Origin of the sequence: Gordonia sp. (in: high G+C Gram-positive bacteria) (assembly GCF_012515855.1) — a bacterium.
In the GTDB taxonomy this organism is placed as follows: domain Bacteria; phylum Actinomycetota; class Actinomycetes; order Mycobacteriales; family Mycobacteriaceae; genus Gordonia.
The window spans coordinates 1-18,297 of record NZ_JAAYXO010000250.1 but is presented as its reverse complement, the minus strand read 5'-3'; the positions used below and the strand labels follow the sequence as shown (position 1 = coordinate 18,297).

The following is an 18,297-nucleotide window of genomic DNA, read 5'->3' as shown; positions in this document are numbered from 1 at the left end:
CGCCGTGGAGGCGATCGCCTCGCTGCACGCCCTCCACCCGCACCACCGCTACCTGGTGGCGTCGCTGGTCGACATGCGCGACGACGCGCAGGAGGCCGACTGCGCGGCCGCCGCCCGCGAGCTCGGCGTCGAGATCGAGTTCGTAGCGCTGACCCGAGGGCGGATCCATCTGCCCGCGGACCTGGTCGACAACGTCTGTGCCCTGGATCCGGCGGACTTGAATCCGCGGGTGCCGGATCCGGCCGCCGAGCGCGGCACGACGACGGTCGTCCCCGCCCCCTGGCCCGCCGACGTCCCGGACGGCGGCCGCCACGGTTTCCTGGCCTCCGACACCTCGCGGTTCCACCTGGCAGTCGACGATCTCGCCGCGCACGTCGCGGGCTACCTGGCCCCCGACGAGCAGGTGACGGTGGTGGGCCACGAAGAGCTCATGTACCTGCCGCTCTGCCTGGCCGAACGGCTGGCGGCCTCCGGGCGCGAGGTCCGCTACCAGACCACCACCCGCTCCCCGGCCCACGTGCGCGACGAGCCGGGATATCCGCTCCGCCGCGGCTTCACCTTCCCGTCTCCGGAGGGCCCGAGCCCGCACGAGGGCCCCGAGCGCGCCCCCCGGTTCATCTACAACGTCGCGGTGCCCGGATCGTCGACGCTGCCGACCGTGCTGCTGGTGCTCGACGACCCCGCCGACACCGAGCACCTGCGCACGCCCGGCGGCCTGCTGGACGTGCTGACCGCCGCCGGTCACCGGGTGGTCGCGGTGACGATCGCCTCGACCGACCCGGAACGGTTGGCAGCCGCCCGCGCCGATACCTCGCTCCGTCCGCAGCCGACCGGCACCGCGCTGCGCGGTCCCGACTTCGGCTCGTATGCGCCGCACGAGACCGCGTGGCTGGTGAAGGACCTCTCGAACGAGCAGTTGGAGGCCGACGTCGCCGTCCGCGAGCGCGCCATCCAGTCCGGACGGGCCCACTACGCCGAATCCCTGCCCGTGGAGTTCCAACCGGGCGCGGAGTACCGCGAGTTGTTCGAGACCACCCTGCAGGAGTCGGCCGCGCGTCTGGCGACCGCCGTCGGGGTCGTCGCGGAACTGATTCTCGACGAGCGCTCGGCGTCGCCGACCCTGGTGTCGCTGGCTCGCGCGGGCACGCCGATCGGGGTGCTGATCGGCCGGTGGATCGAACGCTTCCATGGTTTCCGACCACCGCACTACGCCGTGTCGATCGTCCGTGAACGCGGCATCGACCCGGTCGCGCTCGACTACCTCACGCTGCGCCACGATCCCGCATCCGTGGTCTTCGTCGACGGCTGGACCGGGAAGGGCGCCATCACCCGCGAGCTGGTGGACGCCCTCGCCGAATACGCCGCGGCGGGCGGTGCGGTCCTGAACCCGGAGCTCGCAGTGCTGGCCGACCCGGGGTCGTGCACTCCGCTCTACGGCACCCGCGACGATTTCCTGATCGCGTCGGCCTGCCTCAACTCCACGGTGTCGGGGCTGGTCTCGCGCACCGTCCTCAACGACCAGCTGATCGGACCCGGCGATTTCCACGGGGCCAAGTTCTATCGCGAGCTCGCGCCGTCCGACGTCTCCGGTCGGTTCCTGGACGCGGTGTCCGATCGGTTCGATCAGGTCACCGATGCGGCCCGGCAGGGTGTCGCGGCGCTGCGCGGCACCGACCGCACCCCGGACTGGGCGGGCTGGAAGTCGGTGGAGCAGATGCAGGAGCGTTACGGGTTGTCGTCAATCAACTTCGTGAAGCCGGGAATCGGTGAGACCACCCGCGTCCTGCTGCGCCGCGTTCCGTGGCGCATCCTGGTCCGCGAGGACGGCCTCGCCGAGCACGAGCACATCCGTCTGCTGGCCGCCGAACGCGGTGTCCCGGTGGACGTGGTCCCCGATCTCGCGTACTCGTGCATCGGCCTGATCAAGGAGTCCGTGTGAAGCCCCTGGTGGCGACCGATCTCGATCGGACGATGATCTACTCCCGCGCCTCGGGGGCCAGCGAGGGCGACCGCTGCGTCGAGATCTACGACGGCGCACCGCTCTCGTTCATGACCGAGAAGGCCGCGGACCTGCTGAGCACGCTCGCCGCGCGCACACCGGTGGTCCCGGCGACCACCCGGACGCGTGAGCAGTTCGAACGGATCGACCTGCCCGGCGGCCCGTTCCGCTACGCGGTCGTCAGCAACGGCGGTCGCATCCTGCACGACGGCGCCGACGACATCACGTGGCGCCGCACGGTGGAATCCGCGGTGGCGGCGGGCTCGGCCTCGCTCGCCGAGGTCAGCGCCGACCTCCTCACTCGGATTCCGGCGCCCGACTCCGACCAGCAGTGGGTGGGGAAGGTCCGCGTCGCGGACGATCTCTTCTGCTACCTGGTCGTCGACCGCGAGCGGCAGCCCGCCGACTTCATCGCCTCGTGGCGCGCGTGGTGCGAACCGCGCGGCTGGTCGGTGTCGCAGCAGGGCCGCAAGATCTATGCGATGCCGCACCCGGTCACCAAGTCGGCCGCCCTCGCCCATGTTCGCGAGCGGTTGATCGACCAGGACCTGCTAAGCCCGGACGCCCCGGTCCTGGCGGCAGGCGACGGCAGGCTGGACGCCGACCTGCTGGCCTACGCCGATCTGGCCATCCGCCCGCGGCACGGCGAGCTCGAGGAAGCCGGCTGGACCGCCGACAATCTGCGCGTGACGGCGTCTTCGGGAATCATGGCGAGCGAAGAGATCCTGCGATGGTTCGCCGAACGATCGACTCTCGGCCTGTCGGCGCCCCATTCGTCCGACGCTGCCGCCACAATCGATACCTGAGCGATCCAGCATCAGCCGCTCCACAACTAGCGAGGAACCATGACCGCACTCTCAAAAGGCCAGAACGCGCCCCTTCCGGGGCCCGGCGTCGTGGTCAGCGTCGACCTTTCGGCGCCGGCCGACGTGTCGGCCCTCCTCGTGACGTCGGCGGGCAAGGTCCGCAGCGACGCCGACTTCGTCTTCTTCAATCAACCCGATGGACCGGGGGTGTCACTGCGGGAGGGTCGCCTCCACATCTCGACGGCGCAGATCCCCGCCGACATCGAGGCCGTCCGCGCGGTCATCACGCTCGACGACGCCAACCGCAGCTTCGGGCAGTTCGCCCCGCCGGTCACCCGCATCACCGACCCCAACGGCACGCCGCTGTTCGAGTACGTGGTCGGTGAACTCTCGAGCGAGTCCGTCGTCATCGCCGTCGAGGTGTATCAGCGCGGCGGCGCGTGGAAGGTCCGCGCGGTGGGCCAGGGCTACGCGGGCGGGTTCGCCGACCTGGTGCGCGATCATGGCGTCTCCGTCGACGACGAGCCCGCGGCGCCGGCAGCGCCGCCGGCACCGCCGCAGCAGACCTACAGCCCGCCGCCGCAGAACTACGGAACTCCGCCTCCGCCTGCGGCGCCTCCGGCCGCGCCGCCCGCCGCCCCCGAGATCAGCCTGACCAAGAACCGTCCGATCTCGCTGTCCAAGGGACAGAAGGTGTCGCTGCGCAAGGACGGCGGCGTGGCCCTCACCCGCATCGTGATGGGCCTCGGCTGGGATCCGGTCCAGAAGAAGGGCATGTTCGGCAGCAGCCGCGCCAGCAGTATCGACCTCGACGCCTCCGTGCTGATGTTCTCGAAGGGCCAGTGCGCGGAGATCGTGTACTTCGGGCACCTGACCTCCAACGACCGGTCGATCGTTCACTCCGGCGACAATCTGACCGGCGACGGCGACGGCGACGACGAGATGGTGGCCGTCGACCTGACCGCAGTGCCGCCGCACATCGACAACCTGGTCTTCATCGTCACCTCGTACCGGGGCCAGACCTTCGCCGAGGTGCAGAACGCGTACTGCCGGCTCATCGACCAGACCATCAACGCCGAGCTGGCCCGCTTCACGCTCGCCGGCGGCATGCCGTTCACGGGCGTCACCATGTGCGTGGTCCACCGCGAGGGCGGCGACTGGAAGCTCCGAGCCATCGGCGAGGGCTTCAACGGCAAGACCCCGAAGAAGGCGATTCCCTTTGTGATGCCCTACCTCGGGTGATCGCCGCGCTTTCCGCGTCACAAGACTTTCCGCGTCAACAGAAAGGTGCACTAAACATGAGCGTCAGTTTGAGCAAGGGCGGCAACGTCTCCCTCACCAAGGAGGCCCCCGGCCTCACCGCCGTGACCGTCGGTCTCGGCTGGGATGTGCGGACCAGCACCGGAGCAGACTTCGACCTCGACGGCAGCGCCCTGATGGTCGGTGCAGATCAGCGGGTCCTGTCCGACCAGCACTTCGTGTTCTTCAACAACCTCCGCTCGCCCGACGGCACCGTCGAGCACACCGGTGACAACCTGACCGGTGAGGGCGACGGCGACGACGAGTCGATCCACGTGGACCTGATGGCGCTGCCGCCGAATGTCGCGGGCGTCGTCTTCCCCGTCTCGATCTACGACGCCGACAGCCGCGGCCAGACCTTCGGTCAGGTCCGCAACGCGTACATTCGCGTCGTCAACCGCGAGAACGGCACCGAGATCGCCCGCTTCGATCTCACCGAGGACGCATCGAGCGAGACCGCCATGGTGTTCGGCGAGCTGTACCGGCACAACGGCGACTGGAAGTTCCGCGCCATCGGTCAGGGTTACGCATCGGGTCTGGCGGGCATCGCCCGCGACTACGGCGTCAACATCGGCTGATCAGAGAGATCCTGATCAGGGCCGTTCTGCGGCGTGCAGGGTTCACTCGAACCGCCGGGAAGCATCGTCTCCCGGCGGTCCGAGTTCGCACTGTCGGTCTCGGCCTCATGCATTCGAATGAACTTGCGCCCTTCACGGGCCAACCACCGTCGAGACGCCAATCGCGGCCGCGTCGACGAATGAACAGGGTGTTCGGCCGACGACCTCTGGATTCTCCGAGCACTCGCCGACGAAACAAGTCATCACAAGTCGGGCGCGTGAACCTCGCGACCACTCCACATATGCGACGATGCTCACCGTGTCGTCCATGAATCCCTTCGGCCCCGGTCCCACCGGATCCGGAGCACCGCAGCAGCCGGGACCACAGGCCGGCGGCCCGTTCGGCGGGCCCGCCCAGAATCCGTTCGGCGGACCGGCCCCGGGACCCGGTCAGGCGCCCAGGGGCGCCAACCAGCCGGGGCCCTTCGGCGCTCCCGGCGCACCGTCGGGAAGCTCCGGCGAATCACTCGAACCCGTCGGTCCGCCGCTCGGGATCCTCGCTGCCGCAGCACTTCTCGCCGTGGCGGGCATCGTCGTGGGCGCCGTGTTCTGGGGCGCCTCGCTCAGCAGCCTCGGCTGGCTCCTCGCGGGTCCGCTGGCGATCGGGGTACTCGCGCTGTTCACCGCGCGCGACACCGCGCGTCGAACCGCTGCCGTGTACCTGCGCCCCGACTGGATCACGATGGCCTACGCCGTGGTGATCGTGCTGATCGCGGCCGGAGTGATCGTCGGTTCGGTCGGCTTCGCCATGTGGATTGGACACCGTTGATGTCATTGAAGACCACTCTCTCGCGCGCCGTCCGCGCCGCAGCTGTCGGAGCGACGATCGCGCTCGTCGGCGGCATCACCCTGGCCGGACCCGCGATCGCCGCCGAATCGGACGGCGCAGGCGTCGACCGCTTCGGCGCCTGTGTGGCCGCCGAAGGCAGCGGTCGCGTCCTGCTGCTGGTGGATCAGTCCCGCAGCCTGCAGAAGTCCGACCCGTCGAACGCCCGATCCACGGCCGCGACGATGCTGACGCGCCAGCTCGCCGACTACGCGAGCGGTACCGGAGCCAAGCTGGAGATCGCGGTGGCCGGGTTCTCGGAGAACTACACCGAGTCGCTCGGCTGGACCACCCTGGATCAGGGATCGCTGGGCACGGTCGACGACGCGGTGAAGCGCACGGCCGAACAGCAGGACGGTCAGGACACCGACTACTGGCAGGCCCTCGAAGGCGCGCGCGGCACCTTCGGTCAGGGCCGCGACGCGAGTGCGGCGGAGTCCTGCCAGATGCTCGCCTGGTTCACCGACGGCGCCATCGACTTCACCCCGCGCCCAGGGGTCGACAAGCCGTACGCGCCGGGCAAGTCGCTCGACAGCGCTGCCGACGTGACCGCGATGGTCGCCGCCGCCAAGGAGGGCATCTGCCGCGACGGCGGATTGGCCGACCAACTGCGAACCTCCGGGATCGTCAACGTGGCCGTCGGCCTGTCCGGCGGCGGCACCCAGAGCGACTTCGGTCCGCTGCGCGCCATCGCGACGGGCTCCGACGACCAAAGCGGCGACACCTGCGGCAAGGTGCAGGGCGAAGGACTCGGCGACTTCTATCCCGCCGACGACATCGAGGACCTGCTCTTCGCCTTCGACCGACTCTCGACCCCCGGCCAGAAGCCGCTCGAGGACACCAAGGGCGCCTGCGTCATCAAGGTCTGCGACGAGGGCAAGCACCGCTTCGTCCTCGACAAGACCGTCAACAATGTGAGCATCCTGGCCGCGGCCACCGACAAGGGCCTGACACCGGTCCTCGTGACGCCGAGCGGCAGCGAGATCCGCATGACCCCCGGCGACCCCAAGAAGGTCGATTCCGCGGGTGTCTCGGTGGACTACGACTTCCCGTCCGACAAGTCGGTGTCGGTGCGCCTGTCCGGCTCGGATGCCTCCGGCTGGAACGGCGTGTGGGCGCTGGTGTTCCTCTCCCCCACCGACGAGGGCGCGAAGACCCGCTCCAGCATCCACATCACCAGCGGTCTGCGGCCCGCCGTGGCGAACCGCGACCAGCTCTCGCTGCATTCCGGTGACGCCAAGACCCCGCTGAAGCTCGAGATCGTCGACCGCGACGGCAAGGCGATCGACACCTCCGACCTGCCCGGCACCGTGCAGCTGTCGGCGACCCTGGTGGACGTCAACGGCAAATCGGTGACCATCGCCGACGACCTCACCAAGGAGACGGCGAGCAAGGCGCTGACCGTCGACCTCAAGAACGTCCCCGCGGGACAGGCCAACATCCAGCTCGACATGGTCGTCACCACCGCTCCGGCCCGCGAGAAGGGCAGCTCCAAGGAGATCACCACCACGCTGGAACCGGTCAAGGTCTCGGTGCCGGTGACCGTCAACCCGCCGCGCGGCTATCCGACCGTCACCGGTCGCGCCGACTTCGGCGCGGTAGAGGGCGCAGGCACCGCCACCGCGAACATCTCGGTGACCGGCCCCGGCTGCGTGTGGATCGACGGCGCCAAGACCGCCTTCACCGCCCGGCCCGACGGCGGCGACGCCGTCAAGGTCACCGCCGACAACGGCTCGCAGGCCGACTGCCTCAAGCTGACCGACGGCCAGCAGACCACCCTCGCGGTGACGCTCGACGTCCCCGAAGAGGTCAACGGCGACATCGGCGGCACGCTCGTCGTGATGGCGGCGCCGAAGAACGCAGGCGACCCGGTCGCCATCGAGGTGCCGTTCAGCGGTTCGCTCAGCAAGCCCCTCGACGCCACCCAGTTCACGGTGGCGCTGGTGCTGGCCCTGATCCTCGGACCGCTGATCCCGCTGCTGCTGCTGTACCTGTTCAAGTGGATGACGGCGCGGATCCCGGCGAAGGCACTGCGCGCCCAGCAGATCCCGGTCACCGTCTCCGGTGCCACGGTGTTGCGCGACAACCAGCCGTTCGCGATCCGGGACACTGACCTGGTGTCATTGGTCCCCGGTCTCGACCGTCCGACGCGTCGGATCGACCTCGGGGGCGTCACGCTCAAGACGACCACCGGTTGGTCGCCGTTCGGCGCGGGACGCGTGATCGGCTCGGCCGCGGGCTTGGCCTCCGCGGGCGGCAAAGAAGGCGCGACCACCGGCAAGCAGCCCGACGCGGTGCTGCCGCTGGCGGTGCACAACAACTGGCTCGTCATGCACGACCCGGCCGGGCCCGCCGAGGCGGCGACAGTCCTACTGCTGGTGAGCGGTGACGCCGGTCGCCAGCAGGTGGAGCGCGTGGTGCAGGAACTCCGCGACCACCTGCCCCGGGTGCTTCCGAAACTGCGCGCTCAGGCGCGCGAGAACCTCGGGGAGGCCGAGCCGCCCACAGGCTCGGCGGCGCCCAACCCGTTCGGCGGCGGTGCTCCCGCGGCGCCGGGAGGCGGCAACGCAGCCAATCCGTTCGGCCCGAGCACCACGCCCCGGGCCCCGGGCACTCCCCCGCCGCCCGGCGGGAATCCGTTCGGCGGGACCCCCGCCGGGGGAAATCCGTTCGGGGCTCCCACGCCTCCCCCGCCGCGCCCCCAGCCAGGCTTAAGCCAACCTCCTCAGGGCCAACCTCCTCAGGGCCAACCTCCCCAGGGCCCTCCCCAGGGTCAACCGCCTCAGGGTCGTCCCCCGCAGGGACCGCCCCCGGCGAACCCGGGGAATCCGTTCCAGGCCTGATTCGGACATATTCCAGGCACGACCACCGCTCGCGCGGCACGGTCGAGACATCACTTCACGCAAACGATAGGAAGCGACAACGATGAGGAAACTCCTGGTGGTCGGCTGCGGCGGATCCGGCGGCGCGACGCTCTCGTTCATGATGGACCAGCTCCGCTCGGACCTGGCTCGTCACGGGATCGACCATCTGCCGCAGGGCTGGCAGTTCGTCCACCTGGACGTTCCGACGTCTCCGTCCGAGGTGCGGGGCATGGGTTCGGTGCCCGACCTCGGCGGCGCCTACGTGGGCGTCGGTCCGCAGGGGCAGAGCTACCTCAAGCTCGACAACGCCCTCTCGCAGCGCCTCGCGGGCGCCGACGCCCTCGACACCATCGCCACCTGGGCCCCGCGTGATCCGGAGAGCGTTCACACCCCGCTCAGCATGGGCGCGGGCCAGTCGCGCGCGCTCGGCCGGATGATCACCCTCAGCCGCGTCGGCAAGGTCCGCGACGAGCTGGAGCGGTCGTGGCAGGAACTGTTCAAGCCCGGCGTCGACAGCGAGATGCGATCGCTCAACATCCCCGGCGCCGGTGCCTTCGGCGCGGCCGACGAGCCGCTGATCATCGTGGTCTCGTCGATGGCGGGCGGCGCCGGCGCCTCGATGGCGCTCGACGTCTGCCGCATCATGACGCTGATCCCGGGCGTCAACCCGCGACTGATGGCCGTCTTCATGGTGACACCGGACATCTTCCACTCGATCCCCGCATCGTCGGTCACCGGCACCAAGCCGAATGCCCTTGCCATGCTCGGCGAGATCGTGGCCAGCCAGACCGGGGCGGCGCGCAAGCACGACGTCGACATCCTCCGCGCCCTCGGCTACGACAACGGCGAGGGTGAGATCACCCCGTTCGCCCGTGTGTTCCCGGTCGGCGCGCACGTCGGCGCCGAGCGCACTCAGTTCGGTGACGGCACCCCGGCGAGCGTGTACCGCGGCCTCGGTCGCGGTCTGTCGGCGCTGGCGCTGTCGGGCTCGGCCATGCAGCACTTCGTGGAATGGGACCTCACCAACGCCCTCGGCGACCAGGGCTCGATGGAGTTCCTCGGCTGGGGCAACGGCCAGTGGGACAACATCCCGTGGGGCAGTTTCGGCTACGCCAGCCTGAGCATGGGCCGCGACCGCTACGCCGAGTACTCGGCACAGCGCCTGGCCCGCAGCAGCGCCGATCGCCTGCTGCACGGTCACCGTCAGCCGGGCAACCCCGCGTCGGACGAAGAGCAGGTCAACGCGACGCTCGACAACCAGTGGGCCAACATCTGCGCCAACCTGGGCCTTCCGACGAGCCCGCAGATGGGCGTCGGTCAGTGGCTGGCGGGCACCGTGCTGCCGCACGATGCGGTCTCGCAGCACGCGCAGGCCATCGTCAACGCCACCCTCCGCCCGCGCATCGATCAGCAGCCGGGCGTCAACGGTCCCCAGTGGGCCGGAGCCCTGCAGCGGGTTCTCGCCGAGCAGCGCGCCCAGATCGAACAGGCCGCCGCGGACACCGCGTACAGCATCGGTTTCGCGTGGACGCACGCCTTCGGCCGCGCGCTGGAAGGCACCACGACCCATGCCCTCGCGACCCTCGGCCTGCCGTACGCGACCGGCCTGGTGAAGCGCGCCGCGCGCGACGTCAGCGATCGGATCCTCCCCGAGGCGCAGCAGCTGAGCAGTTCGGTTCCGCCGGACGTCGTCGACATGTCGCCGGAGGCCAAGCGCACCATCGCCTCCCTGAAGGGCGCACTGAACAACCCGGCGGCGCTCACCGAGCAGGTCCTCGAGGGCATCACCGCGAACGTGATCCAGCAGATCTACGCGGCGCTCTCGCACAACGTCGCCAATGCCTGCGGCGCGATGGTCGGCGAGCTCTTCGATCCGCTGGTCGCCGCTCTCGACGAGTCGCAGACCGTACTCCGCGAGGCGGCCCGCGAGGCGCGCACCAACACCGGCCTGGCCGATCTGCGCACGGACAAGTACGTCGCGTGGCCCGCCGACAGCGACGAGCGCGTCGCCGACCGCTTCTCCGAGGCCGACAACGAGGTGATGCTGACGCGGTCATCGGACTTCAAGCAACGCTACGAGATCGACCTCCCGTCGTCTGTCGGCGACACCGGAGTGGGCCCCGCAGCCCTCAACCAGGCGCTCGGCCGAGCCACCAACATGGCCATCACCGGCCTCTGGCCGGTGGTCACCGGCACGCAGCCGCCCGGCGTGGCGCACCCGGTCATCGAGCGCAAGAACGAGTGGGTCTCGCGTGCCTTCCCGCGGAATCCGGAGACCGGCGAGACCCTGATCGCGACGCCGTCGGCGTTCGACGTTCACACCCGTCCCGCCGAACTCCTGGAGCGGACCCGCGGATTCGTCGCGCGCCCGGGCGAATCGTTCGACCGCTACTGCTCGTTGTCGCTGCGCGACTTCGTGACCGGTCGCGCGGGCGGCGTGGAGCAGCATGTCCCCGAGTCGGAGCTGACCCAGCGTCGGCGCGACGTGATCCGCAGATTCGACGAGGCCGTGCAGCTGGCACGCCCGCTCTCCAGCGTCAACGAGGGCGCCCTCGGCGCCGTGCACGGCGTCTCGGAGATGGTCTACCGCTTCAAGTTCTCGGCGGTCCCGTTCAACGGCCTGACCCTCGGCGACGAGATGGCCGAGGAGCTGACGCGCAATCCGCGCATCGACCACAACTCGGTGAACGCGCTCACCCGCGCTCTCTCCGACGAGGGCAACGTCAAGCGCATCGACATCTTCGGCACCTACCCGAACTACTCGCCGCTGGTCTACGAGGCGGTCGTCGAGCCCGCTGCACGCCAGTGGTTGGCGTCGTCGGCCATCGAGCGGCAGGCGTTCTGGAAGTACCGTCGCACGCGCCCGCTGGCCGCGAGCCTGCCGATGCACGAGAACGAGCGGCGCGCCATGGTGGCCGGCTGGATCCTCGGTCGCGCCATCGGCTTCATCCGCGTGCCCGAGCCGCCGTTCACCCAGCCGGTCCAGGTGTGGGACCGGGACGCGGCACGCTGGTTGTCGTTCCCGCAGCCGCTGTTGACCCCGCAGACCGAGTTCAAGGCCGAGTACGACTGGCTGCCTGCGATCATGGAGTCGGTGCTGATCGCGATCGCTCAGTCGCATCAGCCGCCGGTGATGAACTCGATGTTGCCGTACCGCGCCATGCGCCGGATCTTCGACGAGGGTCTCAACGGCATGACCGCCGGGCTCGACCAGGCGCACCAGTCGGCGGCGGTCAACATGGCCGATTGGCTGCGCACGGGCGACACCCGCACCGGGGTGGCCTCCGTGCTCACCGGTACCGGCCCGGAGGCGAGCATCGAAGAGCGCGCCGAGGCCCTCCGCGGTTACCTGAACCACTGGGTCGGCTTCACCGGGCAGCACTTCATGAAGCCCGGCGACGGCGCCGAGGACGGGCTGCCCCCTGCACCCGGCGGCGGTACCTTCGCGACCGTCAACCAGCGTCGTCAGGCGTCGGCGACACCGATCTTCCGCGACCTCGCACCCGACATCTACTGGGTGGCCAACAGGCTGCTCGGCCTGCTCGACACCGCCGTCGCGGCGGCGCATCGTGCGCCGACCGCCGCGGGCGGGCCCACGGTCCCGGCCGCGGAACAAGAGACCTGGACTGCGCCGTCGTTCGACGGCGGCACCGGAGGGAAGTTCTTCTGATGTCTGCACTCACCATCCTGCTGTCGCCGGGCGAGCACGCCGACGGCGTCATCGCCGGCCTCACCGACCTCTCCGCGGCCGGGCTGATCGACGAGTTCGGCTGGATCCGCTGCGTCGCCGGATCGTCACGCATCGAGAAGGTCACCCTGGTCACCGAGGGTCGCTCCACCGACGTCTCGCTGGAACAGTTGGTGACCGGCCGGCAGATCCCCGCGCTGCGGGTGGCCACCCTGGTCCCCGCGACGCCCGACGCCGTCCGCGCCGACCTCGGCACCGAGATCGCCGCGACCAACGGCCTGGTCTCGGTGTCCGGCGCGATGTCGGTGACCCGGGTCCGCTTCCTGCTGGCCGGTCCCGAAGGCATCTCCGGTGATCTCGACAGCCTGGTGATCGAGGGCTACCACAACGTCCTCGTGTCGCCGGAGGACTCGCGCGCCCCGGCGTTCGGTCGCATCGCGACGCCCACCTCGCCCGGCCCCCAGGAGTTCGCCCGGTTCGCGGCCCCCGCGGTCGCCGGCGTCACCGGACTGTGGAGCGGGGTGGCGCACGCACCGCTCGACGGCGTCGACCCGCTCCCCGGACGTGTGGTGCGGCTGACTCGGTCGTTCTACCGTCGACTGCGGACCGACGACGTGGAGAAGCGTCTCCGGTCGGTGATCCTCGCGCAGAACGGCGAGCTGCCGCTGCCGTCCGACCAGCACTCGCAGGTGATCTACGTGCAGGATCCGGGGCTCGCCGCGTCGACCATGGCGCAGGCCTTCTGGACCAAACACGCGGCCGTGCTGCGCAGCAATCTGCTGCCGTACGAGGCGGTGACGACGGAGGAGATCGGTGGCTGGAAAGCCATCACGATGTTCTTCGGCTTCCTGTGGGCATCGCTGAAGAACGCGCCGAGCGCCTGGTACCGCAGTCTGGTCGACAACGTCTCCGACCGCGTCGCCATCGGCATTCAGAACGCCGTCTTCACCGACGCTCCGGCGGCCTACGAGGTGGTCGTCCGCGGCCGCAAGGCCAACGGCGAGTACGCGAGCTGGGACGACGTCGGCGCGGCCACCGAACACCTCGCCGCTGTCGCGGGGATCGGGCAGACCGAGAGTGCACAGGCCGACCTCAGCCTGGTGTGGCAGGACTACGCGAGCGCGTCGTTCACCCTGGCCGACGGCGGCACCCGCGGCGTGTCCGGCGGCCTCCCGCCGATTCAGGTGGGCGCCGCGCGCGGCGTCATCGGCCATTCGGGCAGCATCGTCCCCGGCGCCCGCGAACGCTTCTCCGACATCCCCGGCGTGGTGGCGGCGGCGGTCCGGACCGACGGCGTCGACGCGACGGACCCGCTCGGGATCCAGGATCTCCGATTCCAGCTCCACGAACTACAGGCCAGCCCCGATCACGGGCTCGCCGCGGGCTCGGCCCTCAAGCAGCTCGACGGCTGGGCCGCCACCACCTCGCGCAGCTTCGGCTCGCTGGTCGGCGAGCGGCTGGCGACCTCGTACGGCGAGGCCCGTCGCGACATGCAGAACCTGTTCGAGAAGGTCCGCAACGCGGCCGCCGCCCCCGACCCGGGCGAGGCCAAGCTGACACTGGCGCGCTGGACGCAGGTGCTGGTGATCCTGTGGCTGGTGCTGACCGGTGTCTTCATCTGGTTGGGCGTTCGGGGCACCGTGGAGTGGTGGGTCCCGGTCTCGGTGATCGTCGGCACGCTGGTGATCCTGCTGGTGTGCCTGTGCATGGCGTTCATCAAATCGCAGCGACAACTCTTCGCCCTGCTGCATCAGCGGCGGCGGCAGAAGAGTGAAGAGGCCGTCGACCTGCAGAACCTGCAGACGCTGATCAGCGATGTTCGTCGCCTCTGGCAGGCCTACGGCCAGTTCCTGTCCTGGAGCCGGGCCATCGGCAGCTTCCTGTCCGCGCCTCTCGGCCCCGATCGCGAGCAGCCGACCACGCCCCTCGACGTGGCGTGGGGTCTGCCGATGTCGACCTCGATCGGTGTCGCACAGCCCGCCGACGAACAGGTCTCACAGGCTTCGGGACATCTGCGTCGCGCGCTCTACCACCCGGGTTGGCTCACCAACTCGTGGGACGACCTCATCCTGCGGACCTCGCCGCCGGGACCGGGACAGCAGCCGTCCGCGCTGGCATCGCCGCTGTGGCACGACCGCGGACGACAGTCGCAGTCGGGCCTGGAGCGGTGGTCGGACGACCTCTTCTCCGGTCGCCTCCAGTCTTCGGGCGCCGACGTGGTGTGGCGCAACGCGCTCGAGCTGCTGTCGACGTCGATGCACCAGCTGGTGCCGAATCTGGTCGGCACCGTCTCGGTGATCGGCGGACCGGTGCAGCCGCTGGCCGAGTTCCTCGGCGATCTGGACCGGGAGCAGGGCGCTCGCGGGACCTTCGCCCAGGACATCCTGACCGACGGCGCCATCGCCAACGCCACCGCCGAGGTGAGCGTCGACCACCGTCGTCCCACCCGGAAGGGTCTCGGCATCATCTGTGCGGCGACGCAGTACAGCGATGCGTTCACCATCGATCGCCTGCGGACCGCCGGTGGAACCGTGCAGGAGACATGGGACGCCCCGACCCTCTCCGAGCCGTACTCGGGTGCGGCACCCGCGGGTCCGACGCAGCCGGAGCCGGAAGCGGAGTTCCGGGCCCCCGATTTCGGTAAGGGCTTCGGGTTCTGACCATGAACGATGTGGTGAGGAACAGTCGGACCGCCCTGGCGGCGTGGGGCGACGACGCCCGCACGCGCGGCCTCGCGGTGCCTTCGGCGGTGCGGCTCGCGGAGATCGCCGCCGACAACGCGGGCACGTGGACCGCGCAGGACTCCGCCGAGTCGGCTTGGCATTCCACGATCGACCACCTGCTGCGACAGGTGCGCCTGGGCGTGCAGCCGGAGGCCGCCGTCGCGCTGCTGCCCGACCGTCTCACCACGGCGGGGTCCGCCGCGAGCACCGGGGCCTCCGCCGCCGAGGCGGTTCCGGCCCAGACACCCGAACCCCAAACCCCAGAAACGCACATCCCGGAAACCCACATCCCCGAACCCCAGACACCCGAGCCCCCGGTCGACCTCAAACAGGCCATGACCGACGCCCTCATCGCGTGGCGCAGCGAACAGGTCGCGGCGGGCGTGCCCGGTGCCGACGCACTGCGCGACATCACCCTGCGCAACCTGGTCAAGTACGACCGGACCACCGCCGACGAGATCCGGTCGGCGTTGATCGGCCCGGCCGCCGATCTCGCCGACCAATTGGCTGCAGTCATGGCCGCGGTGGTGGCAGGCGTGGCCGCTCCGCAGGCACCGCCCACCACGCCTGAGCCGACGCCGCAGCCGACTCGCGCGCGACACGCTGCACCGACCGAACCGTCCCCGACGGCAGCCCCGGTTTCCGAGCCGGTAACGTCCGAGCCTGCCTGGTCCGAGCCGCCGGCTCCGGCCCCTCCCGCACCCGAGCCGGTTCCGGCCTTCTCCCCACCGGCGCCGAATCCGCCGACTCTGACACCGCAGACTCCGACGCAGCAGACACCGACACCCGAACCGGTGCCGAACGCTCCGTTGACGCTCACCCACGCGGACTTCTGCGAGTTCGCCTTCGAGCCCGGTACCTACGAGGAACCGCGCCACACGCTGGTCATCGAACGGGTCTCCGCAACGATCGCGCTTCACTGGGAGCCGTTCGACGTCGAGGCCGGTCAGACCGTGGTCTACCGCCTGGTGTCCCTCGACGAGGGATCCCTGTACAAACCCGAGATCGGCGACCTGCTCAGCGCCGATCACCAGACCCGATTCACCGACGGCCGGTTCCTGACCAGCGCGCACCGGATCTATCAGGTGTGGGCTCACGTCGGCGCCGACCCGGTGTCGGCCCGCCGCAACCAGCCGGTGCTGTGGGCGCAGGGTCACGCCGTCAGTGCCGTCGAAGACTTTGAGATCTTCGAAGAAGAGGGCCGGGTGATCGGCCGCTGGAACGTCCGGCAGGGCACCCGCGGCGTCCGCGTCACGCGAATCTCCCTCGACGGCGCGGCCGGCGGTCCCCAGCAGATCGGGACCGCGGCCGAGAACTTCAGCGGCTTCGTCGATCAAGACGTCCCGCGCGGCCGTCGGTTCCTTTATCGCGCCGAGGCCGAGGTCGAGGTCTCGGACAAGGTGCACCTCGCGCCCGCAGTCCAGCAGGAGATCCTGGTCTCCGTCTCGCTGGTTCCGGTTGCCGACCTGACCGCGACCGCCACCGACGGAGCGTCGTTCGACATCGCGTGGTCGACGCCCGAGGCCGGCCAGCAGGTCGACATCTACCGGTTCGCCACCGCGCCGCCCGCCGGCCTGGAGTCCGAAGACCGCGAGGCGTCGGCGATCGCCATGGAGGGGTTCACCAACGAGCAGAAGATCAAGGATCCGATCCGTCTCCTCGACGCGACGCGCTCGCAGATCGTCGGCGTCCGCTGGCCCGCCGACTGGAACCGCGCGTACCTGACGCCGGTCACCTCGTTCAACGGTCGCGTCCGGATCGGCCGGACCGAGATCCTCACCCGCCCGATCCCGCCGGTCATCGGACCGCGGATCATCGAGCGCTACGAGACCCAGCTGATCGCCTTCGGGTGGCCCAGCGGCGCCGCAGGCGTCCAAGTCTTCGTGGGCGCACCCGAGACCCCTGCCGAGAACCTCTGTCAGGGACCCCCGTACGCCGAGGTCAACGAGACGCAGTATCGACGCGACGGCGCCATCGTCCTGCCGCGCAAGCTCAGTCCCGGCGGATGCAAGGTCTGCATCGTGCCGGTCGCCTACACGCACGGAGAACAGTTGCGCGGAACCATCGCCGAGCTGTCGTACGCCGGGCTCATCGGAATGCACTATGAGCTGCGGCCGATGCAGGCCCCACCGGCGCTGCCCGGCGCCCCGCAGTCGCGGATCGTCGCCGTCGGCATCGCCGCCGACGTCAATGTGCCCCACCCGCCGATGCTGGTCGCGGTCAACAACACCGAGCGGTTCCCGCTCGACGCCCAGGACGGCCAGCCCCTGCGGTTCCTGACCGCGGGCGACCCGCGGCCGTTCGCCGAGTTGGGCCCCATCCGCTCCGACCAGTCGTTCGCACCGACCCCGTACTCGCTGGACTTGACGCAGATCAGCGGATTCGTCCGCCTCTTCGCCATTCAGAACCAGGGCGATGCCTCCGGGGCGAGCGGTGTCCGGTACGCACTGACAGACCCGCCCATTCAGCAGCTTCACTACCCGCTGCAGCAGCCGCAGGGGCCGATGTTCCGTGGCTGACCTGAGTAAACGACAGTATGCGCAGCTCACCTACTCGTCCTTCGACAACGGCTCCGGCCGCGGCGGCTGGCAGGTGAAGCAGGTGGTCGGCGAGCTCTCCGCTGTCGACCAGGAGACGCTGACCAACCGGATCTGGACGTCGTTCGACCTCGAACCGCGCCTCCCGGACTTCCCCACCGAAGAGCAGGTCCTGAGTCGGCCCGCTCGCCTGTGTCACGGCGCCGTTCCCGACGGATCGTCGGTGCTGTGGCACACGGTCGACGCCGGTCGCGACGGTTCCGGCCGTCCCGGCAATGTGTTCGCACACGTCGTGGTGGATCGTGATCCGGGCGCGGTGGACGGACCGCTGCCCATCTCCCGGTGGCGCTCGGAGGGTTGGCTGCGTCCGTACGGTGCGCCCGCCGTGGCCGCGGCGCAACTGGTCGACGCCTGGCCGCCCGCCCCCAACCCGGCGATCGGCCCGTCCTCGGCCATCGCCTTCGTCAGCGCGTCCATGCAGCGGCAGCAGTTGTTCCGCGCACTGATCGATGCGGTCGTCGCACGCATGCAGGGTGGGCCGGCGATCGTGTTGCAGACCGCGAACCACGAGGAGTCGGTCGCGTGGATCTCGTCGATCACCCATCTGCTCCCGCCGTCGGCGGGCAAGGCCTTGTCGTGGTCCACGCACGATCGACCGGAGAACGCCTCCGCGCAGATCGCGGCGGGCACCGACCTCATCTGTGTCCCCGCGGCCGACGACGTCGAGGTGCCCGGGGCCCTCGTGATCGCAGCGGCCGAACTGCCCGACCTCGCACTTCCCGGTGGGTCTCACCGATTCGCGAGCGGTCGCACCGTGGCGGCCACGGATCTCTCCGAGCTCGCCGAAGCGGTCTTGGCCGATCCGGACATCGCCGCGCAGATCCTGCAGCGACAGGCGCAGATCGAGACCGAGTTCGCCGGTGACACCGTCGCCCCGG

9 protein-coding genes and 1 pseudogene are annotated in these 18,297 nt (G+C 70.1%); all 10 read left to right on the top strand.

Translation table 11 applies throughout. The features are described from left to right. The coding region (locus GX543_RS17675) for a phosphoribosyltransferase domain-containing protein (RefSeq protein WP_290853829.1) at positions 1-1,939 on the top strand (1,939 nt) is incomplete at its 5' end. Next, a complete protein-coding gene (locus GX543_RS17670) occupies positions 1,936-2,805 on the top strand; it encodes an HAD family hydrolase (RefSeq protein WP_290853827.1) in 870 nt (289 codons plus the stop codon). The genes GX543_RS17675 and GX543_RS17670, both read left to right, overlap by 4 nt. Before the next feature lie 39 nt (positions 2,806-2,844). Beyond that, positions 2,845-4,047 carry a TerD family protein gene (locus tag GX543_RS17665; RefSeq protein ID WP_290853826.1) on the top strand — a complete coding sequence of 401 codons (1,203 nt, stop codon included), beginning with the start codon at positions 2,845-2,847 and terminating at the stop codon, positions 4,045-4,047. A 56-nt stretch (positions 4,048-4,103) separates the two neighbouring features. After that, the gene (locus GX543_RS17660) at positions 4,104-4,682 is read left to right on the top strand and encodes a TerD family protein (RefSeq protein WP_290853823.1); all 579 of its coding nucleotides are present in this window, start codon (positions 4,104-4,106) and stop codon (positions 4,680-4,682) included. A 307-nt stretch (positions 4,683-4,989) separates the two neighbouring features. Then, the gene (locus GX543_RS17655) at positions 4,990-5,490 is read left to right on the top strand and encodes a hypothetical protein (RefSeq protein ID WP_290853821.1); all 501 of its coding nucleotides are present in this window, start codon (positions 4,990-4,992) and stop codon (positions 5,488-5,490) included. Continuing rightward, positions 5,490-8,390 carry a VWA domain-containing protein gene (locus GX543_RS17650; RefSeq protein ID WP_290853820.1) on the top strand — a complete coding sequence of 967 codons (2,901 nt, stop codon included), beginning with the start codon at positions 5,490-5,492 and terminating at the stop codon, positions 8,388-8,390. The genes GX543_RS17655 and GX543_RS17650 overlap by 1 nt, the downstream gene beginning before the upstream one ends. Positions 8,391-8,472: 82 nt before the next feature. After that, the gene (locus GX543_RS17645) at positions 8,473-12,081 is read left to right on the top strand and encodes a tubulin-like doman-containing protein (protein WP_290853817.1); all 3,609 of its coding nucleotides are present in this window, start codon (positions 8,473-8,475) and stop codon (positions 12,079-12,081) included. Continuing rightward, positions 12,081-14,759: a hypothetical protein gene (locus tag GX543_RS17640; RefSeq protein WP_290853816.1), complete on the top strand. Its 2,679-nt coding sequence runs from the start codon at positions 12,081-12,083 to the stop codon at positions 14,757-14,759. Before GX543_RS17645 ends, GX543_RS17640 begins: the two co-directional genes overlap by 1 nt. An 11-nt stretch (positions 14,760-14,770) precedes the next feature. Then, a complete protein-coding gene (locus GX543_RS17635; protein ID WP_290853815.1) occupies positions 14,771-17,341 on the top strand; it encodes a hypothetical protein in 2,571 nt (856 codons plus the stop codon). Then, positions 17,334-18,297 (top strand): annotated as a pseudogene (locus GX543_RS17630) (hypothetical protein); the annotation flags it as partial. The gene GX543_RS17635 and the pseudogene GX543_RS17630, both read left to right, overlap by 8 nt.

Coding starts and splice junctions, on each gene's coding strand:
- GX543_RS17665 (WP_290853826.1), top strand. CDS start 2,845: ATGACCGCACTCTCAAAAGGCCAGAACGCGCCCCTTCCGGGGCCCGGC.
- GX543_RS17660 (WP_290853823.1), top strand. CDS start 4,104: ATGAGCGTCAGTTTGAGCAAGGGCGGCAACGTCTCCCTCACCAAGGAG.
- GX543_RS17655 (WP_290853821.1), top strand. CDS start 4,990: ATGAATCCCTTCGGCCCCGGTCCCACCGGATCCGGAGCACCGCAGCAG.
- GX543_RS17650 (WP_290853820.1), top strand. CDS start 5,490: ATGTCATTGAAGACCACTCTCTCGCGCGCCGTCCGCGCCGCAGCTGTC.
- GX543_RS17645 (WP_290853817.1), top strand. CDS start 8,473: ATGAGGAAACTCCTGGTGGTCGGCTGCGGCGGATCCGGCGGCGCGACG.
- GX543_RS17640 (WP_290853816.1), top strand. CDS start 12,081: ATGTCTGCACTCACCATCCTGCTGTCGCCGGGCGAGCACGCCGACGGC.